Annotated in this window: 23 protein-coding genes; 11 read left to right on the top strand and 12 right to left on the bottom strand. The window is 62.8% G+C overall.

The window, feature by feature from the left end; all coding sequences use genetic code 11:
• Window positions 1-69: 69 nt before the first annotated feature.
• The 3 genes from DK391_RS28985 to DK391_RS28975 are packed head-to-tail and all read right to left on the bottom strand — an operon-like array spanning window position 70 to window position 3,076.
• On the bottom strand, window positions 70-318 hold the full coding sequence (locus tag DK391_RS28985; RefSeq protein WP_109481441.1) for a DUF2783 domain-containing protein: 249 nt from the start codon (window positions 316-318) through the stop codon (window positions 70-72).
• A gap of 40 nt (window positions 319-358) precedes the next feature.
• Window positions 359-2,074, bottom strand: a complete 1,716-nt coding sequence (locus DK391_RS28980) for an FAD-dependent oxidoreductase (protein WP_109481440.1) — start codon at window positions 2,072-2,074, stop codon at window positions 359-361.
• 42 nt (window positions 2,075-2,116) lie between these two features.
• On the bottom strand, window positions 2,117-3,076 hold the full coding sequence (locus DK391_RS28975; protein ID WP_109481439.1) for an MBL fold metallo-hydrolase: 960 nt from the start codon (window positions 3,074-3,076) through the stop codon (window positions 2,117-2,119).
• Between the two features lie 284 nt (window positions 3,077-3,360).
• Here DK391_RS28975 and DK391_RS28970 point away from each other — a divergent pair, with 284 nt between their 5' ends.
• Together DK391_RS28970 and DK391_RS28965 are read left to right on the top strand one after the other, a co-directional pair.
• Window positions 3,361-4,167, top strand: a complete 807-nt coding sequence (locus DK391_RS28970; protein WP_109481438.1) for an IclR family transcriptional regulator — start codon at window positions 3,361-3,363, stop codon at window positions 4,165-4,167.
• A gap of 2 nt (window positions 4,168-4,169) precedes the next feature.
• Window positions 4,170-5,027 carry an IclR family transcriptional regulator gene (locus DK391_RS28965; RefSeq protein WP_109481437.1) on the top strand — a complete coding sequence of 286 codons (858 nt, stop codon included), beginning with the start codon at window positions 4,170-4,172 and terminating at the stop codon, window positions 5,025-5,027.
• 6 nt (window positions 5,028-5,033) lie between these two features.
• On the opposite strand, the gene DK391_RS28960 is transcribed toward DK391_RS28965, so the two are convergent.
• From DK391_RS28960 to DK391_RS28950, 3 genes are read right to left on the bottom strand one after another with little or no spacing between them, the layout of a single operon-like run.
• A complete protein-coding gene (locus tag DK391_RS28960; protein ID WP_109481436.1) occupies window positions 5,034-5,906 on the bottom strand; it encodes a MurR/RpiR family transcriptional regulator in 873 nt (290 codons plus the stop codon).
• 42 nt (window positions 5,907-5,948) lie between these two features.
• Window positions 5,949-7,013 carry a sn-glycerol-3-phosphate ABC transporter ATP-binding protein UgpC gene (gene ugpC / locus DK391_RS28955; RefSeq protein WP_109481435.1) on the bottom strand — a complete coding sequence of 355 codons (1,065 nt, stop codon included), beginning with the start codon at window positions 7,011-7,013 and terminating at the stop codon, window positions 5,949-5,951.
• Between the two features lie 52 nt (window positions 7,014-7,065).
• Window positions 7,066-7,839, bottom strand: a complete 774-nt coding sequence (locus tag DK391_RS28950) for an SDR family oxidoreductase (protein WP_109481434.1) — start codon at window positions 7,837-7,839, stop codon at window positions 7,066-7,068.
• Window positions 7,840-8,095: 256 nt separating this feature from the next.
• Here DK391_RS28950 and DK391_RS28945 point away from each other — a divergent pair, with 256 nt between their 5' ends.
• From DK391_RS28945 to DK391_RS28920, 6 genes are all read left to right on the top strand, one after another.
• The gene (locus tag DK391_RS28945) at window positions 8,096-9,328 is read left to right on the top strand and encodes a sugar ABC transporter substrate-binding protein (protein ID WP_109481433.1); all 1,233 of its coding nucleotides are present in this window, start codon (window positions 8,096-8,098) and stop codon (window positions 9,326-9,328) included.
• A gap of 169 nt (window positions 9,329-9,497) precedes the next feature.
• On the top strand, window positions 9,498-10,388 hold the full coding sequence (locus DK391_RS28940; RefSeq protein WP_109481432.1) for a sugar ABC transporter permease: 891 nt from the start codon (window positions 9,498-9,500) through the stop codon (window positions 10,386-10,388).
• Complete coding sequence (locus DK391_RS28935; RefSeq protein WP_109481431.1) at window positions 10,385-11,230, top strand: carbohydrate ABC transporter permease; 846 nt, start codon at window positions 10,385-10,387, stop codon at window positions 11,228-11,230. Before DK391_RS28940 ends, DK391_RS28935 begins: the two co-directional genes overlap by 4 nt.
• Before the next feature lie 201 nt (window positions 11,231-11,431).
• On the top strand, window positions 11,432-11,869 hold the full coding sequence (locus tag DK391_RS28930) for a carboxymuconolactone decarboxylase family protein (RefSeq protein WP_007577985.1): 438 nt from the start codon (window positions 11,432-11,434) through the stop codon (window positions 11,867-11,869).
• A gap of 230 nt (window positions 11,870-12,099) precedes the next feature.
• A complete protein-coding gene (locus DK391_RS28925) occupies window positions 12,100-12,324 on the top strand; it encodes a hypothetical protein (RefSeq protein WP_109481430.1) in 225 nt (74 codons plus the stop codon).
• A gap of 141 nt (window positions 12,325-12,465) precedes the next feature.
• Entirely contained in the window at window positions 12,466-13,173 is a 708-nt protein-coding gene (locus DK391_RS28920; RefSeq protein WP_109481429.1) for a dienelactone hydrolase family protein, read from the top strand.
• 56 nt (window positions 13,174-13,229) lie between these two features.
• On the opposite strand, the gene DK391_RS28915 is transcribed toward DK391_RS28920, so the two are convergent.
• The 4 genes from DK391_RS28915 to DK391_RS28900 form a co-directional block, all read right to left on the bottom strand.
• The gene (locus DK391_RS28915; protein WP_109481451.1) at window positions 13,230-13,988 is read right to left on the bottom strand and encodes a YoaK family protein; all 759 of its coding nucleotides are present in this window, start codon (window positions 13,986-13,988) and stop codon (window positions 13,230-13,232) included.
• 200 nt (window positions 13,989-14,188) lie between these two features.
• On the bottom strand, window positions 14,189-14,623 hold the full coding sequence (locus DK391_RS28910; RefSeq protein WP_109481428.1) for a hypothetical protein: 435 nt from the start codon (window positions 14,621-14,623) through the stop codon (window positions 14,189-14,191).
• Window positions 14,624-14,814: 191 nt separating this feature from the next.
• Window positions 14,815-15,633: a class I SAM-dependent methyltransferase gene (locus DK391_RS28905; RefSeq protein ID WP_109481427.1), complete on the bottom strand. Its 819-nt coding sequence runs from the start codon at window positions 15,631-15,633 to the stop codon at window positions 14,815-14,817.
• Between the two features lie 64 nt (window positions 15,634-15,697).
• Window positions 15,698-17,716, bottom strand: a complete 2,019-nt coding sequence (locus tag DK391_RS28900) for a CoA transferase (RefSeq protein ID WP_109481426.1) — start codon at window positions 17,714-17,716, stop codon at window positions 15,698-15,700.
• 174 nt (window positions 17,717-17,890) lie between these two features.
• Between DK391_RS28900 and DK391_RS28895 the strand changes: the two genes are divergently transcribed.
• Complete coding sequence (locus DK391_RS28895; protein ID WP_109481425.1) at window positions 17,891-18,796, top strand: LysR substrate-binding domain-containing protein; 906 nt, start codon at window positions 17,891-17,893, stop codon at window positions 18,794-18,796.
• Here DK391_RS28895 and DK391_RS28890 read toward each other — a convergent pair.
• Complete coding sequence (locus DK391_RS28890) at window positions 18,783-19,586, bottom strand: enoyl-CoA hydratase-related protein (protein ID WP_109481424.1); 804 nt, start codon at window positions 19,584-19,586, stop codon at window positions 18,783-18,785. The genes DK391_RS28895 and DK391_RS28890 overlap by 14 nt on opposite strands.
• A 10-nt stretch (window positions 19,587-19,596) precedes the next feature.
• A complete protein-coding gene (locus DK391_RS28885) occupies window positions 19,597-20,364 on the bottom strand; it encodes an SDR family NAD(P)-dependent oxidoreductase (RefSeq protein ID WP_109481423.1) in 768 nt (255 codons plus the stop codon).
• Between the two features lie 330 nt (window positions 20,365-20,694).
• Here DK391_RS28885 and DK391_RS28880 point away from each other — a divergent pair, with 330 nt between their 5' ends.
• Together DK391_RS28880 and DK391_RS28875 are read left to right on the top strand one after the other, a co-directional pair.
• Complete coding sequence (locus DK391_RS28880; protein WP_109481422.1) at window positions 20,695-22,002, top strand: MFS transporter; 1,308 nt, start codon at window positions 20,695-20,697, stop codon at window positions 22,000-22,002.
• Between the two features lie 44 nt (window positions 22,003-22,046).
• Window positions 22,047-23,219 (top strand): thiolase family protein, encoded by a 1,173-nt coding sequence (locus DK391_RS28875; protein WP_109481421.1) that lies wholly within the window; start codon window positions 22,047-22,049, stop codon window positions 23,217-23,219.
• The last annotated feature ends 6 nt before the right edge of the window (window positions 23,220-23,225 follow it).

Here is a 23,225-nt window from a genome sequence, read left to right as displayed (position 1 = left end):
CGTCTGTTGCGCCGTGTTGTCGGGGAAAGCGGCTCGCGCGTCGCTATGGATGCGAGCCGGTTCGGAAGATCAGGCGGCGACGCGCGGTGCGTCTTCCGTGTGCGGCTTCATGGAGGCGCCAGGCTGATCGACGCCTTCGCGCGCGTAGCGGATCGCTTCCGCCAAGGTCGCGTAATCGCCGATATGATTCGCTAGCAGCAGAATCAGCTGTGCATTCGCGGCCTGGCTTTGCGCTTCATCGAAGTCGCGATGCATGTCGATCAGCGCTTCGTAGAAATCGTCGGGCTGCGTCAGGTTGAGTTGCGTGATGAGAGGCACGTTTGTCTCCTGCTTTTGTCGTAGTGAGGTGCGTGTGTTCTCAGGCAATGCCTTCCACGCACAATGCCCGCTTGAGCGCAGCATCGACACGCGCTGCGTCGAACGAGCGCCAGCGCGCGCATACATGCTGGTCCGGACGGATCAGATAGAACGTGCCCGGCCTTGCGTCGTAACGCGACCACGCAAGACCTTCCGCGTCTTCGAGCACGACAGCATCGTTGAGATCATGCACGGCCTGACGGATGCCATGCGGCGCGACGACCACGAGTCTGAACGGAACCGAACCCGTTTGCAGCGCCCGCAACGCGCGTTGCGTATCGGCGTCGATGCCGTCCTTGCCGCAAAACCCGCCGCCTGTGAATGCATTGCCGAGTTGCGAGAGTAGCCACGCAGGTGTGCCATTCGATAGAACCGGCGCATCGACGCACGCAGCGCCCGGCACCATCTTGCCTTCGAAGCTGTCGTCATCGGCGGAATTGAGCGCGGAATCGTGCAGCACGGCAGGCACCGACAACCGTCCGCTATTCGCCAGCTGACGCGCAAACGGATGCTTGCGCGCGAGCTTCAACACGGCATCGCGGAACGTGCGGCTGACGGGCGACTTCGGCGTGATGAAATCAGTCGAGCGCGTGGAATTGCGGATGTTTTCATCGGCGGCGTATTCGCGTTCGCTGGCATACGTGTCGAGCAATGCGTCGGACGCGCGGTTGTCCAGCACCATCGCGAGTTTCCACGCGACGTTCTCGGCGTCCTGAAAGCCGCTATTCGCGCCACGCGCGCCGAACGGCGAAACCAGATGCGCAGCATCGCCGACGAACAGCACGTTGCCGTGCCGGAAGCGCTCCATGCGCAGACACGAAAACGTATACACGCTGACCCATTCGAGTTCGAATTTCACGTCCGGCCCAAGCAACGCACGCACGCGCGGCAGCACACGTTCAGGCGTTTTCTCAACTACAGGGTCCGCGTCCCAGCCTAGCTGAAAGTCGATGCGCCACACGTTATCCGGCTGACGATGCAGCAGCACCGACTGATTCGGATGGAACGGCGGATCGAACCAGAACCAGCGCTCGCTTGGAAATTCCGCTTCCATCTTCACGTCGGCGATCAGAAAACGGTCCTTGAAAACACGGCCTTTGCTGTCGAGGCCCATCATGTTTCGAATCGGGCTGCGCGAGCCGTCGGCCGCGACGACATAGCGGCCGCACAACGGATACTCACCGTCGGGCGTATCAATCGTCAGCGTAACGAATGCATCGGCGGAACCGGGTTCGCCGTGCTGCTGCAAACCGACCACCTTGCTCTTCCAGCGGATGTCGATATTCGGCAGCGCCTGCGCACGTTCGAGCAGGAACCCTTCGACGTAGTACTGCTGCAGATTGATAAACGCGGGCCGGTGATGCCCCGCTTCCGGCAGCAGATTGAACGTGTACACCATCTCTTCCTGCAGGAACACCTTGCCGACGTTCCAGCTGATGCCCTTGTCGACCATGCGGTCGCCGCAGCCGAGGCGGTCGAAAATATCGAGCGATCGCTTCGAAAAACAGATTGCACGCGAACCGGTTGCGAGCGAACAGTCGTCATCGACAAGCACGACATGGATGCCGTGCTGCGCGAGATCGATGGCCGTCGCGAGACCGACTGGCCCCGCGCCGACCACGACGACGGGATGCCGCGCCGCATCCGCCGATGCGGCATCCTGCTCCGCGCAGCGGCGATATTCGAACGACAAGGTCTGATAGTTGATGCTGCTCATTCTGCTGTCTCCATCCATCTGCGCTTTTCTATCGCTGCAACGTCACACCTGCAGCGCGGCCCACATGTCCTTGTCGCGCTGCGCGGTCCAGATGCGTGGATGCGTGATGCCGCTCGCTTCGTCATAAGCGCGCGACACATCGAACGGCAGGCAATGCTCGTAGATGAAGACATGGCCGAACTTCGGGTCCATCGCCTTGCGCGTGTGCGCCATCGCGTCCTTCAGATCGAGCTTGTCGGCGACAGCCTCGCGGCCGCTTTGCAGCAGCGTCGTGACGAAATCTTTCGTGTAATCGAGACCCTTATGGACGTCTTCGGGCGTGGTCAGCGCGGGGCCGCGGCCCGGCACGAGTTTCTCGGCGTTCAATGCACGCAGCGCTTCCAGCGTGGCGGGCCACTGCTCGAGTTGCGCGTCTCCGCAATAGCACGCTGCGTCGTATTCGACGAGATCGCCGGAGAACAGCACTTTCTGCGAAGGCAGCCACACGATCGTGTCGCCCTTCGTATGCCCCGCGCCCAGATGCGCGATGCGCACTTCGAGCTTGCCGAGAAACAGCGTGATTTCCTTCTCGAACACGAGCGTCGGCCACGTCAAACCCGGCACCGTTTCGACGCCGGCGAACAGGCGCGGAAAGCGCTCGATCTCCGACTTCATATCGGCCTCGCCGCGCTCGACGATCATTTCATACGTGCCACGGCTCGCAATGATCTGCTGCGCGCCTTCCTTGAAATACGCCGATGCGCCAAGCACGCGCACCGCGTGATAGTGCGACAGCACCACGTATTTGATCGGCTTGTCGGTCACGCTGCGGATCTTCTCGATCAGGTCTTGCGCCATTGCGGGCGTCGCGGTGGTATCGACGATCAGCACGCCGTCGTCGCCGATGATCACGCCCGAGTTCGGGTCGCCTTCCGCCGTGTACGCGTAGGCGTTCTCGGACAGTTGCGTCCACGTGATCTTTTTCTCTTCGAGGTCGGCTTGCGATGCGAATGCCTTGGCCATGCTCGTCTCCGTTGATTGAGGGGGCGACGGGCGAGACGGCGCGCTCGCGCCGCGATAGTGAATGTCTCGCCCCATCTGATTGGAATGATGTCCGGTGATTCTTAGCCCGGAGTGATTTCATCTTAGTCCCTGCCGATTATTTGTCAATAGCGAAACGTATCGCTATACGCTAATTTCACGTATACCCTGGGCAGAGCGGAAAGGGGCGGATTGAAGGCAGTGGATCGCCGCCGCGCTTCGTTTAACATGGACCTTTTTTCGACACAGACGGCGGCGTTAGCAGCATGGCGAAGACGGTAAAGGACGGCGAGGCGACAGGCGCAGGCAAGCAGCAACGCGGCATTCAGAGCGTCGAGGTCGGCGGACGGCTGCTGCATGCGCTCGCAAAAGCGCGCGCGCCGCTCGCGCTGTCCGATCTCGCCGCCAGCGCCGACATCGCACCGGGCCAGGCGCACGCATACCTGGTGAGCCTCACGCGGCTCGGCCTGATCAAGCGCGACGAACTGTCGGGACGCTACGAACCCGGCCCGTTGTCGTTGAGACTCGGGCTGATGCAGCTTGCGAACCAGCCGGCATTCCGCGCCGCCGTGCCGCGTGTGTCGGCGCTCGCGGAAGCGATCGGCTTCAGCGTGGCGATCTGCACGGTCGGGCCGCAAGGTCCGACCATCGTTCGGTATGAGCACGCGGGTTTTCCGCTGCATGTGAACCTGCATGTCGGCACTGTGATGTCGCTGCCGGCTACGTCAACGGGGCGCGTGTTTTGCGCGTTCCTCACGCCGGATGCGTTGCAGACCATGTGGGCGAACCAGTCGGGCGGCGCGTCTGACATCGTCGCGCCAGCAGAGCGCGCGTCTTTCGATGCGACGCTCGCGGCGATCCGCGAGCGCGGTATCGAACGCGGCATCGATGCGCCGAGTCCAGGCATCAGCAGTCTCGCGGTGCCCGTGCTCGATGCCGACAAGCAGTTGTGTCTCGCGCTGACCGTGATCGGCCCGAGCGGCACGATCGATGTGAACTGGGACGGCGCCGTCGCGCGGGCGCTTCAGCAGACGGCGCGTGACATCGGCGCAGACATCAACGCGGCACGTTGAACATGAACGACACCACGACTTCCTCCGCCAACGCCAACGCCAACGCCGACGCGAAACAGCAGCGCGGCATCCAGTCGCTCGACAGCACGGGCGACCTGCTGACGGCCCTCGCCGCAGCAGGCAAGCCGTTGTCGCTGCGCGACCTCGCCGCAGCCGCCGATATGCCGCCCGCGAAAGCGTTTCCTCATCTGGTGAGCCTGCAAAAGATCGGTTTGTTGAGCCGCGATGCGTCCGGCTGTTTCGAAGCCGGGCCGCTCGCGCTCGAACTCGGCCTGATAGGTTTGCAGCGTCTTTCGCCGGCACGCGAAGCCGAACCGGAAATCGTCGATCTCGCGGTATCGACGGGCATGAGCGTCGCGATGGCCGTGCTTGGTCCGCTTGGGCCGACAGTGGTGCGGCTCGAAGAATCGGCGCGTCCGCTGCATGTGAGTTTGCGCGTGGGCACCGTGATGTCGCTGGTGAATACGGCAATCGGCCGCGTGTTCGCCGCGCATGTCGCCGACGACGTGCGGCAGGGTTTGCTCACGCAAGATTCGCTACGGCTGGCAGGCGCCGAACGCGCGGAAATGTTTGCATCGCCTTCCGATGCAAAGGCCACGAAACTCGCGCCGCCGTATGCAGACCGTCTCGCGCAGATACGTGAGCAAGGCGTCGACACCGCGCTCAACAAGCCCATTCCCGGCATCCACACACTCGCCGCGCCCGTGTTCGATCACACGGGCAGCATCGTGCTGGTGATCGCGTTGATGGGCACAGCGGGAAGTTTCGATAGCGATACGCACGGTGGCGCAGCGAAGACGCTGCTGGCGGCGACGCAGCGGTTGTCACGGCGGTGTGGGTACGTGGCCGTTGCGGCTTAGTGCAGCTTAATGCGGCTCATCTTCCGCCGCCGCACCCGCTTCCTGCGACAGCCGCGCCTTCGCATGCCGCATTTTCTCCAGCGTATGCGGCTCCAGCCTTAGCGCGACGCCGATCGCCAGCGCATCCATCACACACAGATGCACGAGCCGCGACACGCCCGGCGTATTCGGATCGATAGGACTCGGCACGCGCAATAGCAAAGGAATATCGACAAGCCACGCCAGCCTTGAACCGACATTCGTCAGCGCAATCGTGGTCGCGCCGCGTTCCTTCGCGATCTGCATGCTCTCGTTCACTTCGACGCTGCGGCCCGAATGCGAAATCGCAAACGCTACATCGCCGGGTTCGAGCAAACCCGCGTAAAGACGCTGCAAATGCGCATCCGTGAACGCACTCGCGGCAATATCGAGCCGCAGAAAACGCAGCGCCGCATCTTGCGCAACCAGCCCCGAACCCGACCCGACACCGAAAAAGTACACGCGCCGCGCACTCGTCAACGCAGCCAGCGCGGCATTCACCGCAACAGGATCGATCGCGCCGCGCGCCTGCGTGATGCCTTCGATCGCCGCTTCGCCCACCTTGTCGAACAGCGTCTGCGTATCGTCGTCGCGCGCCACCGACGTCGACGCGTACGGCATGCCGCCCGCCACGCTCTGCGCCAGCTGCATCTTGAAGTCGCGCAGGCCGTGCGCGCCGACTGCGCGGCAAAAGCGCGTCACGGAAGGCTCCGACACGTCCGCGCGCTGTGCAAGCTCGGTGATGCTCGCGCGCATCGCGAAGTCGACATCGGACAGCACCATGTCGGCGACCTTGCGCTCGGCGGGCCGCAACGATTCGAGCGCGCTGCGGATGTGAGGAATCAGGTTCGGTGCGGACACCGTGTGTTCCTTTGCGTGGAAGGTGTATCGGCGGCGATGCTGTCAGCCCAGTCTGCGTCCGCTCTCCGTATCGAACAGATGCATGTCCTGCTCGGGAAAGCGCACCGTCACGCGCTGGCCCGGTTCGATCGACGCGCGCTGGCGCATCGTCACGCACCACGCCGCGCCGCCGATCTTGCCGTACAGATGCGTCTCCGCGCCCGTCGGCTCGATCACCTCGACATCCATCGGAATGCCTGCATTCGAGGTCTCGATATGCTCGGGCCGCACGCCGAGCGTGACCTTGTCGCCCGGCTTCACGGCTGCGCCCGGCAGCGGCACCTGCACGTTATCGGCGAGTTGCAGCGCGACGCCGTTCGCTGCGCTCACCACTTCGCCCGCGGCAAAGTTCATCGACGGCGAGCCGAGAAAGCTCGCGACGAACAGATTCGCGGGCCGGTCGTACAGTTCGAGCGGACGCCCGATCTGCTCGATGCGCCCCGCGTTCATCACGACGATTCGGTCGGCCATCGTCATCGCTTCGATCTGATCGTGCGTGACGTAGATCACCGTATTCTTCAGCCGCTGATGCAGCGCCTTGATCTCGGTGCGCATCTGTACGCGCAGCTTGGCGTCGAGATTCGACAGCGGCTCGTCGAACAGGAACAGCGACGGCTCTCGCACCACTGCACGGCCCATCGCCACGCGCTGACGCTGCCCGCCCGACAGCGCACGCGGCAAGCGGTCCAGATAGCCGCTGAGATTGAGCATCTTCGCGGCGGCTTCGATACGCGGCTTGAAACTCGTCGACGATTCCTTGCGGATCTTCGGACCGAACGCGATGTTGTCGTACACGGACAGATGCGGATACAGCGCGTAGCTCTGGAACACCATCGAGATATTGCGCTGCTGCGGCGGCAAGCTGTTCGCGCGCGTGCCGCCAATCGTCAGTTCGCCGCCGCTGATTTCTTCGAGGCCCGCGACCATGCGCATCAGCGTGCTCTTGCCGCAACCCGACGGGCCGACCAGCACGACGAATTCGCCATCGTCGATATGCAGATCGATGCCGTGCACGACCTGCGTGTCGCCGTAACGCTTATAGATGCCGCTCAGTTGCACTGCTGCCATGCTGTCCTCATCGTCGTTTGCGTGTGTTGTGCGTATGCGCCGAATGCGAGCGCTACAGCGATTCGAGCGTCAGTTCTTCGGCCATCAGCCGGTTGCCCGCCATCAGGCCGCCGTCGACGGGCAACACCACGCCCGTGATCACGCGCGCCATCGGCGATGAAAGAAACAGCGCGGCGTCGGCGATATCGTCGGGCGTCGCGAAGTCGCGCAGCGGATACCACTTCTTCAGATCCTCGAAAACCTGCGGATTCTTGTCGACGCGCGCCTGCCACGCCTTCGTCTTCACCGTGCCCGGACACACGATGTTCGCGCGGATACCGTAGCGCCCAAGCTCGATAGCGAGCGCCTTCGTATAGCTGATCAGCCCCGCCTTCGCCGCGCTGTACGCCGGATGACCGAGCGCCGTGATGCCGTTCACCGAGCCGATCAGTACGATCGACCCGCGCTGCCGCTCGATCATCGATGCGCGCACCGCTTCGACCGTGTGATACGTGCCGTTCAGGTTCAGTTCGACGTCGCGCGCCCAGCTTGCGGCGTCCGTCTTCGCGAGCGTCAGCCCTTGCGCCGCGCCCGCGTTGGCGACGAGTACATCCACTGGACCGCGCACCGCGACAGCTTTCGCGACGCTTTCACGTACGGCGTCGGCGTCGCACAGATCGACGGCGATGGGCGTGACGTGGTCGGCGCCGAGTTCGGCCGTGAGTTGATCCAGCGCGGCGGCATCGACATCGAGCGCAAGCACGGTCGCGCCGTCCTGCACGAAACGCCGGCACAACACGCTGCCGATCCCGCCGCACGCTCCCGTCACCAGCACGACACGCTTCATGTCCTGTCCTCTCTGCTGTGTAAATTTCCTACATATTGCACATTTACAGACTTCGCCCGCCACGCAACCGCCACAGACACCCGATACCCTGCACCGCACAAATAGCCCATCATTTACAGCATGTTATGCAAAAAACTCACGAGTAAAAAATATGGTCAGCCCTACGTGACAACATTTTTTTTCGTGTGTAGGATTTTTTCAAACAATTCAACCCAAGTTGCCGGCTACGGCGGCGGACCACCCCAGGAGAGACGAAATGTCGTTGCATGCACGTGCTTCCCTTACGCTCGGCAAAGTCGCCGCAGCGCTCGCATTTGCAGGTCTGGCCCTATCGGCACACGCCGATACGGTGCGTGTGACGGTCGCGCACTACAGCGACGCGACGGCGCCGTACTTCGAAAAAATGGCCCGCCAGTTCGAAAAGGCCAATCCCGGCACCACGATCAAGATCGAAGACGTGAACTGGGACACGCTGCAACAAAAGCTGCAAACGGATATTTCGGGTAACGCCAACGCCGACCTCGCTATCGTCGGCACGCGCTGGCTGCTCGATTTCGTGAAGGACGACGTGGCCGAGCCGCTCGATCCGTACATGGACGCGAACTTCAAGAACCGCTTCATCGGCCCGTTCCTCGCGCCTGGCCAGATCAACGGCAAGACGTATGGTCTGCCGATCGCCGCTTCGGCACGCGCGCTGTACTACAACAAGGATCTGCTGGCGAGCGTCGGTTATCCGAACGGCCCGAAGACGTGGAATGACGTGATCGACGCGTCGAAGAAGCTGAAGGCGAAGGGCGTTGCCGGTTTCGGCCTGCAAGGCAAGGAAATCGAAACCGACGTGTACTACTACTACGCGCTGTGGACCAACGGCGGCGACGTGCTGAACAAACAGGGCAAGGCCGGTTTCGATTCGCCCGCTGGCATCAAGGCTGCGACGCTGTACAAGACCATGATCGATCAGGGTCTGACGCAGCAAGGCGTCACTGGTTACAGCCGTGAAGACGTGCAGAACCTGTTCAAGCAAGGCCGCGTCGCGATGGTGATTTCCGCGCCGTTCCTCTCGAAGCAGATCAAGAAGGAAGCGCCGAACCTGAAATACGGTATCGATCCGCTGCCCGTCGGCACGAACGGCGCAACGTATGCCGTTACCGATTCGATCGTGATGTTCAAGAACTCGAAGGTGAAGAAGGACGCGTGGAAGTTCCTCGACTATCTGTTCACGAAGGAACCGCGCGTCGAGTTCACGAGCACGGAAGGCTTCCTGCCGACCACCAAGGCTGAAGCCGCCGACCCGGCGTTCAACGATGCCGACACGAAGGCGTTCATCGCGCTGCTGCCGCAGGCACGTTTCGCGCCGACGGTAACGGGCTGGGAAGACACCGCGAAGGCCGTGACGAACGCGATGCAGGCCGTGTATCTCGGCAAGGCCAAGCCTGACGATGCGCTGAAGCAGGCCGCCACGCAGGCGAACCAGGCGCTCGGTCAGTAACGCGCGCTTCGATGATCTGTTGATGATGTAAAGGAAGCCGCATCGGTTTCGAGCCGATGCGGCTTCGCATTCGAAATAAGCGCCATGCTTTCAGCACAGCGCCACCGGCCCATTCCGTCCCGAGGGCTTCATGAGTTCCAACGCCCAAGCATCCGTCGATCGAGCACGCATGAGCCGTTCCATCGCACCACGCGCCGCCGCACCCTGGTGGCTGATCGCGCCGAGTCTGATTCTCGCGCTGTTCATCATCAGCTATCCGATTTTCAACATCGTCTATCAGTCGGTGCATGACGTGTCGCGCTTCGGTGCGATCCGCGATTTCACTGGCCTGAAGAACTTCTACACCGTATTCGCCGACCCCGTGTTTCTCGATGCATTGCGCCGGACCGTCGTCTGGACGGCATGCGTCGTGGGCGGCACGATCATCTTTTCAGTACCCGTTGCACTGGTGCTGAATCAGGATTTCCATGGCCGCGGCATCGCGCGCACGATCATCATGCTGCCGTGGTCCGTGTCGCTGACGATGACAGCTGTCGTCTGGCGCTGGGCCTTCAACGACGACTACGGCATGGTCAACGTGACCTTGCAGCGGCTGGGTTTGATCGGCGGGCCGATTCACTGGCTGGCAACGCCTGAACTCGCGTTTCCCGTCGAAATCGCGGTCGGCATTCTGGTGTCGATTCCGTTCACGGTAACGATTCTGCTCGGCGGGTTGTCGTCGGTGCCGGGCGATATTTACGAAGCGGCGCGCATCGACGGTGCGAGCGCGTGGCAACAGTTCCGTCAATTGACGCTGCCTTTGCTGCGCCCGTTCGTGAACATGGCGATCCTGCTGAACGTGATCTACGTGTTCAACTCGTTCCCGATCATCTGGGTGATGACGCAAGGCGGCCCCGACAACGGCACGCATATTCTCGTCACGTATCTGTACGAACTTGGCTTCAGGCTTGGGCGTCCTGGCCAGGCCGCTGCCGTGTCGCTCGTCATGCTGATCATGTTGTTCGTGTTCTCGGTGCTGTATCTGCGCATTCAGCCGTCGAAGGAAGGAGAGCCCGCATGAACGCGAAGATGAAACGCACCGTGTGGTGCTGGCTCGCGCTGTCGCCGCTGATCGTGGTCGTGCTGTTTCCGTTTGCCGTGATGTTCTTCACGGCGCTCAAGCCCGCGAACGAAGTGTTCGTCTATCCGGCGCGCTGGCTGCCGATGCACTGGCAATGGCAGAACTTCGCCGACATGTGGACGGCGGCGAACTTCGGCGTCGCGTTGCGCAACAGCACCGTGATCAGTCTGCTGTCGACGGCGCTCGCGCTCGCCGTCAGCTTGCCCGCCGCCTATGCGCTCGCGCGCTTTCCGTTTCGCGGACGCGGCTTGTATCGACAGTTCCTGCTGGTTACGCAGATGCTCTCGCCGATTCTGCTGGTGGTCGGCCTGTTCCGGCTCGCTGCGATGATTCCGTACGGCGACGGCAATCTCGTCGATTCGAAGATCGGCGTGATCGTGTCGTATGCGGCGTTCAATATTGCGTTTGCTGTGTGGATGCTGTCGTCGTACTTTGCGACTGTGCCGCGCGATCTCGAAGAATCGGCGTGGCTCGAAGGATGCAGCCGCACGCATGCCGTATTCAAGGTGTTTCTGCCGCTCGCCGTGCCTGCCATCGTCGTGACGGCGATTTTCACGTTCATCAATGCGTGGAACGAGTTCGCCGTTGTCTATACGCTGATCCGCTCGCCCGAGAACAAGACGCTTACCGTGCAGGTCACGGATATGGTGGCGGGCAAGTACGTCGTCGAATGGCATCTGGTGATGGCCGCGACGCTGTGCGCGACCTTGCCGGTTTCGATCGTGTTCGCGTGGCTGCAGCGCTATCTCGTGAAAGGACTTGCGCTCGGCGCGGTCAAGTAACGTCGCCTTCCTGTCTCCGTCGATAAGGGCCGCTTCAGAAAGGCGGCCTTTTTCTTTTGCCGGCAGCCTTCCGGGTACGTCGTCACACGACCCAAAGTGGTTACCTCAATTTGCTCAAAATTGGCCATTTCATGCGGCCAGTTTTGCGCCTAATCTTCATGTGTCGCGCAGTTGAAGCGCTCTCTCACTGAGGAAACCATCATGGAACAACGTCTCGACTTCTACAAAGCCAACCCGCATGCAATCAAGGCGATGCTCGCGCTCGAAGAACGTATCGGCAAGAGCGACCTCGAAAAGTCGCTGACGGAACTGGTGCGCCTGCGCGCGTCGCAGATCAACGGCTGCGCGTTCTGCGTCGACATGCACACCACCGATGCGCGCAAAGGCGGCGAAACGGATCGCCGGCTGGCAACCGTCGTCGTGTGGCGCGAAACGCCGTTCTTCACGGCACGCGAACGCGCAGCGCTGGAATGGACAGAAGCCGTCACGCTGGTCTCCGAAAACCACGTGCCCGACGCCGTGTGGGAAGCCGTGAAGCCGCATTTCAGCGAAGCCGAACTGGTCGATCTGACGCTGCTGATCTCGGCCATCAACGCGTGGAACCGCTTCGCGATTTCGTTCCGCAAGATGCCGGCGTAAGGTGGCGAGCAAGGGCTTGGCGCTGCAAGAAGGAAAGCGGGCAAGCCCTTTTCTCTTTCGATATGACTCAAGATTGACTTCCATCAATCAGATCGATAACTCGGAAAATCCTTACGTGCATTGGCAGGCAATCTGATTAACGAAGCTCGCTACTGTCAATAAAGTCTCCGTACGGTGTCACTTGGAAGATCGGTGCACCGTGATATTCCAACAACAATGGAGCATTTGACATGAAAGTGAAATCTGCGATCTGCGCGTTGTTCGCTTCAGCCGTGTTGTCGTGTCTTGCACAGACTGCATCGGCGGCGCCGGGCGCGCTGGAAGGACAAGCGTTCGCCATGAAATCGGACGGTCCGAAAACGGCGTCGATCGGTGACCAGAAGCTCGCATTTGGTTACTGGATCTGCGACCCAAGCTGGAATCCCGGCGATTGCTACTGGCTGCCAGGGGATTAAAGACGTTCGAACGGGTAAGTAAAGCACCGCGCCCTGCAAGCAGCTTCGCTTGCGGGGTATATGGGTTTCTGATGGAGCCGTCGACCTGCATTTGCCCCGCATTGGCGCTATGCTATTGCGTCCAAATCGAGGAAGACACCCATGAAACCCACAGGCTCCATGATCAGTTTCAAGCGCCCGGACGGTAAAGAACTGCAAGGCTATCTGGCCTCCCCGGAAAAGACCGCAGGCGCGCCCGCCGTGGTCGTCATTCAGGAATGGTGGGGCTTGAACGACCAGATTCGCGGCGTTGCAGATCGCCTGGCAGCGGCGGGTTACTTCGCGCTCGTACCCGATCTGTACCGCGGCAAATCCACTGTCGAAGAGGAAGAAGCCCATCACCTGATGGATGGCCTCGATTTCGGCGATGCCGCATCGCAGGATATCGTCGGCGCCGTGCAGCATCTCAAGCAGCAGTCAGGCCGTGTCGCGGTGATGGGTTATTGCATGGGTGGCGCGCTGACGCTGCTCACGCTGTGCCAAAGCCAGGACGTCGCAGCGGGCGTCGTGTTCTATGGCTTCCCTCCCCTCGACTACATCGACGCGTCGAAGATCAAGGCGCCCGTGCTCGGACACTACGCAAAGCAGGATGTGTTCTTCCCCATCGATACCGTCGAGACGCTCGAAACGAAACTGGGCGACGCGGGCGTCGATGTCGAGTTTCATCGTTATCTCGCGCATCACGGTTTCGCCAACGAAACGGCAGTTGGCTTCAGCCGCATCGCCGGCACGCAATACGATCCGACCTGGTCGCAAATGGCATGGGACCGGACGCTGACGTTCTTCGGAAGGAAGCTGTGGGACAAGTAAGCCGCAGCACCATGTGACAACAACGTGTCCGTTCGATGAGCGCGGCTGATGGAGCCTTATCGAACGCGACGCGGATACCTCAGCAGATCATCTGCAACGGGCACTGCCGCGAGCACGAGCAACAACGCCGCGAGCGGCAGCGTCGCGATGAATCCGACCTGCTTGAACGCAATCGCACCGGCCAGCCCGCCCACGAGGAACATGCCGAGCAGCGAAGCCAGCAGACCCAGCCGCCGCAGATCGGCGCCGACGTAACCCGCTTCCGTCGATGCCATGCCGCGATTCCAGTACAGGCCTTTGCCGATTTCAATGCCGAGATCCGTCACGAGTCCCGTGACGTGCGTCGTGCGGATTTCCGCTTTCGAGATCTTGGTGATCATCGCGTTCTGCAAGCCCATCACGTAGCAAAGCAGCGTGACGGTCGCCGGCACGAACAGCACGCGGTGGTGTTCCAGATTCGCGCCCAGCATGCCGAAGCACAGCAACAGCAGGCCTTCGAGCACGAGCGGCATCGCGTACACGCTCTGCGTGCCCTTTCGCCTGCCCCAGTTGATGAGAATGGCCGAACTCGCCGCGCCCGCGAGAAATGCAAAGATCGAACTCGCCGCGGACAGGACGAAGGTGATATTGCCGAGTGCGAGGCTGTCCGCCAGCGTCGACACCATGCCGGACATGTGCGACGTGTATTGGCCGATTGCCAGAAAGCCGCCCGCGTTCGCGGCGCCCGCTATCCCGGCAAGCGCGATGCCGAGCCGCCGGTTGGCAGCGTCGGTGCGAGCGGCCGAGGTAAAGCCGCGAAGATAGTCAACGGGCACGATGACGCCTGCAAAAGAAGGGAATTCAGTCAATCCTACCTTCAAATTGCGCTTATCTCGTTTTTGATGTGCGGCAATGTCGTGCGTTGATTTGTCGCAGAGGCGTGTGCCGTTTGCTGGCGCGCCCGTTCGAGCTTTGAGACGTTACGTCCAGCCCGCAGATTCACCCTACCTGGGCGAACCCGCGAGCCGTCGACTCATCAGTCGTGATAGTGACGCTTATGTTTGCGCTTGCTGTAGCCGCGCGAGTAGTCGTCGGCGTACGAGTTCGAGCGCGAGATATTGCCGCCGAGCGCCGAGCCGGCGCCGCCGCCCAGCGCCGCGCCGACCAGGCCGCCACTGCGGCCGCCCATCGCGTTGCCTGCTGCCGTGCCGGCACCGCCGCCCAGCGCGCCGCCGATGATCGCGCCCGTGCGCTCACGACGGTTCGACGTCACCGCGCCACCTGCGCCGCCACCCACCGCGCCGCCGATCACAGCGCCCGTGCTGCCGCCCACCGCGCCGCCCAGCGCCGCACCTGCCACGCCGCCGAGTGCGCCGCCAAGCGCATTGTTCATATCGCCGGCCATTGCCGGCAACGATGCCGCAGCCGTCAGCGCTGCAATGGCCACCATCTGAATGATTCGCTTTGACATAGATCAGTGAATAGTTTTTGAGACGGCGCCGAGTATAACCGTCCATCTGAAAGGCTTTCGTAACACCGGTCATTCCTTCCAGTAAGAGGTGTAACAATTTCCGCCTTCGATCCGGCGTGTGGCCCGCCAGATAAGGCGCAGCGGCGCCCGGGCAGATCGTTGCCCCTGGCGGCACACACTATTTCACCTGTTTAACGTTGTGCAGTGACGACGTGCGCTTGCAGTTTCCCTTCGATTTCGCTATCGCCGAACCGCTCGCGGAACGCGGCTGCACAGGCCGATGTCGCCGCATCGAGGCTTGCGCCCGTGCGCGCCTCGATTTCTCCGCGCAAGGGCGTGCCGTGACAGAACGCGGTCGCGGCGATGTCGGCGGACGGCGCGTGGCCACGTCGGGCGACAGTTTCGATGCGCGGCGGCGGCGCGACGAAGCCTCCCTCAGCGAGGTCGCGCGCGATCGTATTCGTATCGTGGTAGCCGTGCGGCGTGCGCTGCAGGAAGCGGGGCGGATCGGGCGCGTACAGCTTGCCGAGCGCGACCGCTACAGTGTCGGCCAGCGGATTGCTCCCGATGTCGTCCCACACGTTGAACAGCAAGACGCCGCCGCTCCGCAACACGCGCCGCGCCTCGGCGAATGCGCGTGCCTTGTCGGGAAAGAACATCACGCCGAACTGGCAGACGACGAGGTCAAAGCTCGCGTCGTCGAAAGGCAGTTGCATGGCATCGGCCTGCTGCCAGATGACGGGGCGGCGCGTGCCGGGTTTCGCCGCGCAGTCGAGCATCGCCTGATTGAGATCGGTCGCGACGATTTCCGTCGATTCGGGCAGCGACGCCAGCATCGCCCGCGTCACGGCGCCCGTGCCCGCTGCGAGTTCGAGCACGCGCGACGGGTGGAATGATGCCGCACGCATGGCAAGATCCTGCGCATAAGGCTCGAAGAGCATCGGCACGAGGAAGTGCTCGTAGATGTCGGGAATCGAACCGGTGAAACCTGTGTCGCTGGATGGGCTCATCGACCGCCTCCGTGTGTCGCGAAAGCCGCGGCGTCATGCCCATAGCTTAGATCACACCATCCGATCAGTTCTCGCTCACGCTGACTGGCGTGCGCGGAACAGCGCCGTCCGACGCGCGCAACGGCGCGCCCGGCACCGCGCGCACGCGAGCCGGCGTACGCGACAGGCGGTACGGCACCTTGAGAACGGGCCAGAATCCACCGCCCGCATCACGCGCGACGCTCAGCACATCGGCGAGAAAATCGCCGTCTTCGATCAGCTCATGCACGCGCGCCACAGGCACCGCGCTGATAGCCGCGTTCGTCAGCGCAGCAACGGCCGACGCGCGCGTCAGCGAACCGCAGCGCATCTGCCGCGCGCATGCCGCCAGCGCAGCGGCATCGAAACGCTCATCGCTGTCGAGCCACACATGACCGTCGATGCAGGCCACGGCGACGCCCTGCGGCTCCCGATTGCCCGCTGCAAAGAGCGCACACCAAGCGGCCACATCCTGCATCGATATTTCGATGAACGTCCCATCGTGACGCGCGGTATCGGCGAGTCGCGCGACGATCGCCATCAACGCCGCCTGCCCGCCGAGAATGTCCGCACCCGACGCGCCGAGCTTCACCGGCTCGCCGTTGCTGCGCGTCAGATCCATGAGACCGCCCATCGCCTGGATGACGGTATCGAACGCAGGCCGCCCTGGATAAGCGGACGCCATGCCGAAGCCCGAGATCGAGCAATAGATCAGACGTGGATTGATCCTGCCGAGCGCTTCGCGCCCAAAGCCGAGTTTCGCCAGCGCACCGGGCCGCAGATTCTCGACCAGCACATCGGCATCGGCAACCAAGGTGCGCAGACGGGCGCGATCATCCGGGTGCTTCAGATCGAGCGAAATAGCCTGCTTGTCGGTGTTGTTCAGAGCAAAGAAGTAACTCGTGCCCGCCTGACCGGGCGACCATGAACGCGCAACCTCGCCGTCCGGCGGCTCGACCTTCACGACTTCCGCGCCGAGCGCCGCCAGATGCTTGCCGACCAGCGGCGCGGTGGTGTACTGACCGATCTCGACCACCTTGATGCCTGCGAGCGGGCCGGCGCCTTGCGCGTATCCAGAAAGCCCGGCACCCGCCTGACGCGTATCTTCTGCATCTTCCGCAACGCTCTCGACGTCCGCCAGCCGCGACATGCCAAAGATCGGCACCCGCCGATACGTATCGCCGTCGATGCCATGCGCGTCGATCCGCGCCGCGGTATCCGCGTGCCGCATGCGGAAGTTCGGCTCGCGGGACAGCCCCGCCACGGCGACGATCGGCCCCGCCGCCACGCCAATCTGCTCACACACGCGCGAACATTCGTCCGTCGTCAGCGTAGCGGTCCACGTTTCGAGCAACGCATCGAGCGCATCCACATTCGACACGCGCGAACGCAAGGTCGCGAAGCGGGCATCGTCGAGTTGCGGCACGCGGGCCGCTTGCCTCAGCTTGCGCCACTGCTCTTCGGTGCTGGTGCAGATGAGAATCCAGCCATCGCGCGTGCGATATGCATTCCACGGCGCGCAGGCAGGATGACGATTGCCGACGCGGCCAACCGTGCCTTGCGCAAACGCTGCAGGCAGGAACGTCGTCAGTGCGCTGGCTGCGCAGCCGAACAGCGTCACGTCGATGTTCTGCACGATGCCGCGCAAATGCTTCACGCGCACCGCCGCGGCGATGGCCGCACTCGCGTACAGCGCCGCAGAGAGCTCCGTGAACGGCACGCCGATCCGCACCGGTTCGCCCTCTGCGAAGCCGGTTGTGTCCATCAAGCCGCTAATCGCCTGGATCTGCGCATCGGAGCCGTGCATGTCCGCGCGCGCGCCTTGAGGCCCCGTCGCGGTGATGTCGCAGACGATATGCGTGCCGGCCGCCTTCCACGCCGCGATTGCGCTTCCTTCGCTTGCCGCGCACATGTCGGATGAAACGACGATCACATCATGCAATGCATCGGCAGAAGGCTGCGCATTCGTTACTGTCACCTGCGCGCCGGCACGTTCGAGCAGCGTCGCAGTCAGTCCAACCGCGCGGCGTTTGCCCCAGGCCAGAATTTGCACACCGTCCAGCATGGTTGTCTCCTTGAGTCTCACAGATTGCCTTTGATTCAACAATACGGCGCGCAACCGCCACGCTCAAACGACATTTGCTGCGCGCTCGATTGAGTTTTGCTGAGGCATCCGTCAGCGCCCTTCTACGTAGCATTCCGGGCATGCGCGGCGCGAAGCGCGTGCTACCATTTTTCGATGCGAACCCTTCCGTCACTCAACGCGTTGCGCGCCTTCGAAGTCTGCGGCCGTCTGCTCAGCGTGCAGCTCGCCGCCACCGAACTGAACGTCACGCCCGCTGCCGTCAGCCGGCAGATCAAGCTGCTCGAAGACCAGCTCGGCGTGCTGCTGTTCGAGCGCGGCCATCGCGCGATTGCATTGACGCCGATGGGCGAGCGCTATCTCGCCGACATCGTGCGCGGCTTCGAAACCATGCGCACCGCGACCGTCAATCTCACGGAAGCACGCCGTCGGCGCACGCTGAAGATTCGCGGCTACACGACCTTTTCGATGAACTGGCTGCTGCCGCGCCTGTCGACGTTTCATCGCGAGCATCCGGATATCGAAGTCAGCCTCACGACCTCGCTGCAACCCGTCGACTTCAACACGGAAGACGTAGACGCAGCGATCCGCCTCTCGCACGCACCGTCTTCGGACGTGGGCTTTGACCGGCTCGTGCCGAACGAACTCGTGCCCGTGTGCAGTCCCGAGTTTCTGCGCACGCATCCCGAACTCACCGACGCAACACCCGAAGCGCTGCGCAACGTGCCGCTGCTGCATTCGCTCGCGCGCCGCGAAGACTGGGCCAGGTGGCTCGACGCAGCAGGCGTGCGGGGCGTCAATCCGTTGAGCGGCCTGAGCTACGAAAGCTCGATCCTCGCTTACTTCGCGGCGACGCAAGGCGTAGGTGTCGCGATGGCGCAGCGCGTGCTGGTCGCCGATCAGCTGCGCGACGGAACGCTCGTCACGCCGCTGTCGTTCGTGCTCGATCTGGGCGCGTACACGTACTACCTGATCTATCCGCGCGAGCATCTGTCGAACCCCGAGTTCGCCGCATTTCGCACGTGGCTGTTGTCGGCAGGCGAAGCGCCTAACGTCCCTTGAATTGCGGCTTGCGTTTCTCTGCAAACGCCTTGCGCCCTTCCACGCGATCTTCCGAATCGCGCATCGCGCCCCACGCCAGTTCCGTGAATTCGAGCGCCTGCGCGAGCGGCACGTTGCTGCTGGTCTCGGCGATCTTCTTGATCATCTGCACGGCGAGCGGACCGTTCGCGGCAATCGTGCGCGCGAGTTCGAGCGCCTTGTCCATCAGCGCTTCCGGCTCGACCACATCGGAGACGAGGCCGACGCGCTCCGCATATGGCGCGTCGATCTTGCTGCCCGTCAGCAGCATCTTCATCGCGATGGCAGACGGCACGGCTTTTTGCAGCAGCTGAATGCCGCACACGCCGGGAATGCTCGCCACGACGGCTTCCGGCAAGCCGAACATCGCCGTGCGCGACGCGATGCGCAAATCGCATTGCAGCGCGATTTCCAGCCCGCCGCCCAGACAATAGCCGTTGATGGCAGCAATGACCGGCTTGAAGATGCGCAGCGAACCCAGATCCATCAGACGCACATAGATGCCTTCGGCGGCGGCACGATCGATCGGCCGCACGAACGACGAACTGAAACTGTTCGAAGGCGGCAGCGTGTTCTTCAGGTCCGCGCCGACGCAGAACGATTTGCGCCCCGTGCCGGTGAGGATGATCACGCGTACGTCGTCATCGTCGCGCGCGGCTTCGAGGGTCGCGCGCAAGGTCTGGAGGCTGTCGAGATCGAGTGCATTGAGCGCTTCGGGACGGTCCAGGCTCACTGTCGCCACATGCTCCGACACGCTGTAGTGAATCGTCATGATGGGTTCCTCACACGCTCGGCGACGACAGCGAACGGCCGCCGCATACGTACAGCGTCTGCCCCGTGATGTACGACGCTTCACGCTGCGCAAAGAACAGCACGGCCTGCGCGATATCGTCGGGCGTGCCGATGCGCTGCACCGGCACCGACTTCTTCAGACGCGCCTGCAAATCCGCATCGAAGGCCTGAAACAGCGGCGTATCGACGATGCCGGGCGCAACTGCATTGACCGTGATGTCCGCATTCGCCCATTCCAGCGCGAGACTGCGCGTGAGGCTCACCACGCCGCCCTTCGCCGCCGAGTAGTTGCTCTGCCCCGCCCCGCCCAACCACGCACGCGACGAGATGTTCACGATGCGCCCGTAGCGTGCCGCGCTCATATGCGCGAGCACGGCACGACAGCACAGAAACTGCGACTTCAGGTTCACATCGATCACGGCATCCCAGTCGTCATCGCTCATCTTCGTGATGCGCTTGTCACGCACGATGCCCGCGTTGTTCACCAGCACGTCGATACGTCCAAAGCGCTCGATAACTGCATCGACGGCATCGTTGACGGACGTGCTATTCGTCACATCGACGGGCAGCGCCATCGCGTCCGCGCCTTCGGCGGCGAGTGCGCTCGCAGCGTGATCGAGGGCTGTACGGTCGAGATCGAATAGCGCGATACGTCGCCCCTTGCGCGCCAGCGCCGATGCGATGCCAAAGCCGATCCCCTTCGCGCCGCCCGTCACGATGGCGACCTCGGCGGAAGGGTTATGGGTGGATGTATTCATGACGTGTCTCCATGGAATGAAAAGCCTGTGCATCCCATGCTAGGGCGCGCGATGCCTCGCACTCAAACGACTTTTTTCGCGGCTTCGATTGACTTGTGCTCAATCGAAACCGCTCACGCCGTCGCCATGCGGCTCGCGCCCTGACTGCAAAAAATATCAATCGAGAGCGCAAAAAAAGTCGTTTGCGTAGCGTGTCCGGCGAAACCTACGATGCGTCCATGTGCCGGGCCGACTGCCGAAACAGGCGTTTCAGCCGACCCGTCCGGTACGACCTGCGAGCGCTGCGCGTCAAGCGAAGCGCTCGCTCACCACAAGAGACACGGAGACAGCATGGACACCATCCTTCCGGGCGTTGCCCACGAATCCGCCGCCGCGCCGCTCACGCGAGCGCAGAAGAGAGCCATCGTCGCGGCCACGCTTGGCACGATCGTCGAGTTCACGGACTGGATCATCTACGCAACGTTCGCCGCGCTGTTCTCGCGGCACTTCTTTCCCGCCAACAACGATCGCGTGTCGCTGCTGTCTGCCTTCGCGGTGTTCGCCGTCGGCTTCGTGATGCGGCCGATCGGCGGCGCGCTGCTCGGCGCATATGCCGACCGGCACGGCCGCAAGAACGGCCTCGCGTTATCGGTGGCCTTGATGGCGGGCAGTTCGCTCGTGATCGCCGTGTGCCCCGGCTATGAATCGATCGGCATCGCGGCGCCGCTGATTCTCGTGCTGGCGCGGCTTATCCAGGGCTTCGCGGCAGGCGGCGAGTTCGGCTCGGCGTCGACCTTTCTGATCGAATCATCGGCACCGTCACGGCGCGGCTTCGCCGGCTCGTGGCAACACTTCGCCGTCAACGCGGGCGTGCTGGTGGCTGCGTTGATCGGCGCGGTGCTCACGTCGATGATCGACCGCGCGGGCATGGCCGCATGGGGCTGGCGCGTGGCCTTCGGAATTGCCGGCCTGCTCGGTTTCGTCGCGCTGTGGGTGCGCCTGGCCGTGGCCGAAACCGATGCCTTCAGAAAGAGCGCAGCGACGCATCAGCACACGCGCCATCCGTTTCTCGTGATCGTGCGCGAACACCGGCGCGAGGCGCTGCGCGTGGTCGGCATCGCGATGGCGGGCAATCTTTGCGTGTATCTGTGGCTCGTGCTGTTTCCGACGCTCGCGCATCTGCGCACCGGCTTGCCGCTGCACGACGCGTTCAACGCCAGCGTGATGTCGATTGTGGTTTCGCTGATTGCGATTCCGTTCATCGGCAAGCTGTCGGACCGCATTGGCCGCAAGCCCGTGCTGCTTGTCTTCGCGGGCGGTTCGGCGCTGTTCGCGTGGCCCGCGTTGCACTTTCTCAGCAACGACTTCTGGAGCGCCACCGCCATCGTCACGATCGGCATGCTGCTTTCGTCGGGTTTCGCCGCGACCTGCGCAACCGTGATGGCCGAACAGTTTCCGGCGCGAGTGCGCGCAACCGGCGTGGCGCTGCCTTATGCGGTGTCGGCGGCGCTGTTCGGCGGCACCTTGCCGTACATCGTCACGGCCATGTCGAGTTCGGGTCTCGCGCCTTATCTGTGGGTCTACGTCGCCGCTGTGTGCGCGGTGGGCTTCGTGGTTTATGCGCGGATGCCGGAGACGCGCGGCAAGGTGCTCGACTGATCACGATCGTCACGGAATTTGCAGTTCAATCATTGGAGGCAGCAATGCGCAAAGTGGTAATTGGCGGCGTCGGCATGACGTCCTTTGGCAAGTTTCTGGACCGCAATCTGAAGTCGCTTGCGGAAGAAGCGGTCTCACTCGCGTTGAAGGATGCGCGTGTCACGGTGAACGATGTCGATCGCGTGTTCTTCGGCAACGCGGCAGCCGGCGTCGTCACCGGACAGGAAATGATTCGCGCGCAATCGTCGCTGCGCAATACGGGACTCGACGGCAAGCCGATGTTCAACGTCGAGAACGCTTGCGCGTCTGGCAGTTCGGCGCTGAATCTCGCGTGGCTTTCCGTGGCTTCGGGACAGGCGGAAACTGCACTCGTGGTCGGCGTCGAGAAGCTCACGCATGAAGACAAAGCCGTTTCGTTCGGCGCGTTCGCGAAAGCCGTCGATCTCGAAGAACCGCTGCCCGAAGGCGTCACGACGGGCACAGGCTCGCTTTTCATGGACCTTTACGCCGCCAAGGCGCGTAAGTGGATGGAGAAATCGGGCGCGGACGCGAGCGACTTTGCGCGCGTCGTCGTGAAGAGCCGCCGCGCGGGATCGCTCAATCCGCACGCGCAGTTTCGCAATGAAACGAGTGTGGAAGAAGTGCTCGCGAGCCGCATGGTCAGCGACCCTTTGACACTCTTCATGTGCTCATCGATCGGTGACGGCGGCGCGGCTGTGTTCATCTGCTCGGAGGAGTTTGCGGCGAAGCGCGACGTGCGCCCCGTGTTCATTCGGGCGAGTTCGATTGTGTCGGCGAAAGCAGATGGATCGGGTGAGCTGGTCGCCGTGCGTGCGGCGAACGCTGCGTATGAAGAAGCAGGCATCGGGCCTTCGGATGTGCACGTGGTCGAACTGCACGACGCATCGGCGCCCGCCGAACTGATCCACTACGAGAACCTCGGCCTGTGCGCGCCCGGCGATGCACCGAAGCTGATCCGTTCCGGCGATACGGATATCGGTGGAAGGATTTCCGTGAATCCGAGTGGCGGCTTGCTATCGCGCGGTCATCCTGTCGGTGCGACGGGTGTAGCGCAGATCGTCGAACTCACGCAGCAATTGCGCGGTAAGGCAGGCGCACGGCAAAGGCCGGGTGCGAAGGTGGCGCTGGCGGAAAACAATGGCGGCCAGCTGGCGGGGGATTCGGCGGTGGCGTTGGTGACTATTCTGTCGACCTGATCCTGC

The organism is Paraburkholderia sp. C35 (assembly GCF_003121405.1).
Taxonomy (GTDB): Bacteria; Pseudomonadota; Gammaproteobacteria; order Burkholderiales; family Burkholderiaceae; genus Paraburkholderia.
This window is presented reverse-complemented; position numbering and strand designations above follow the sequence as displayed.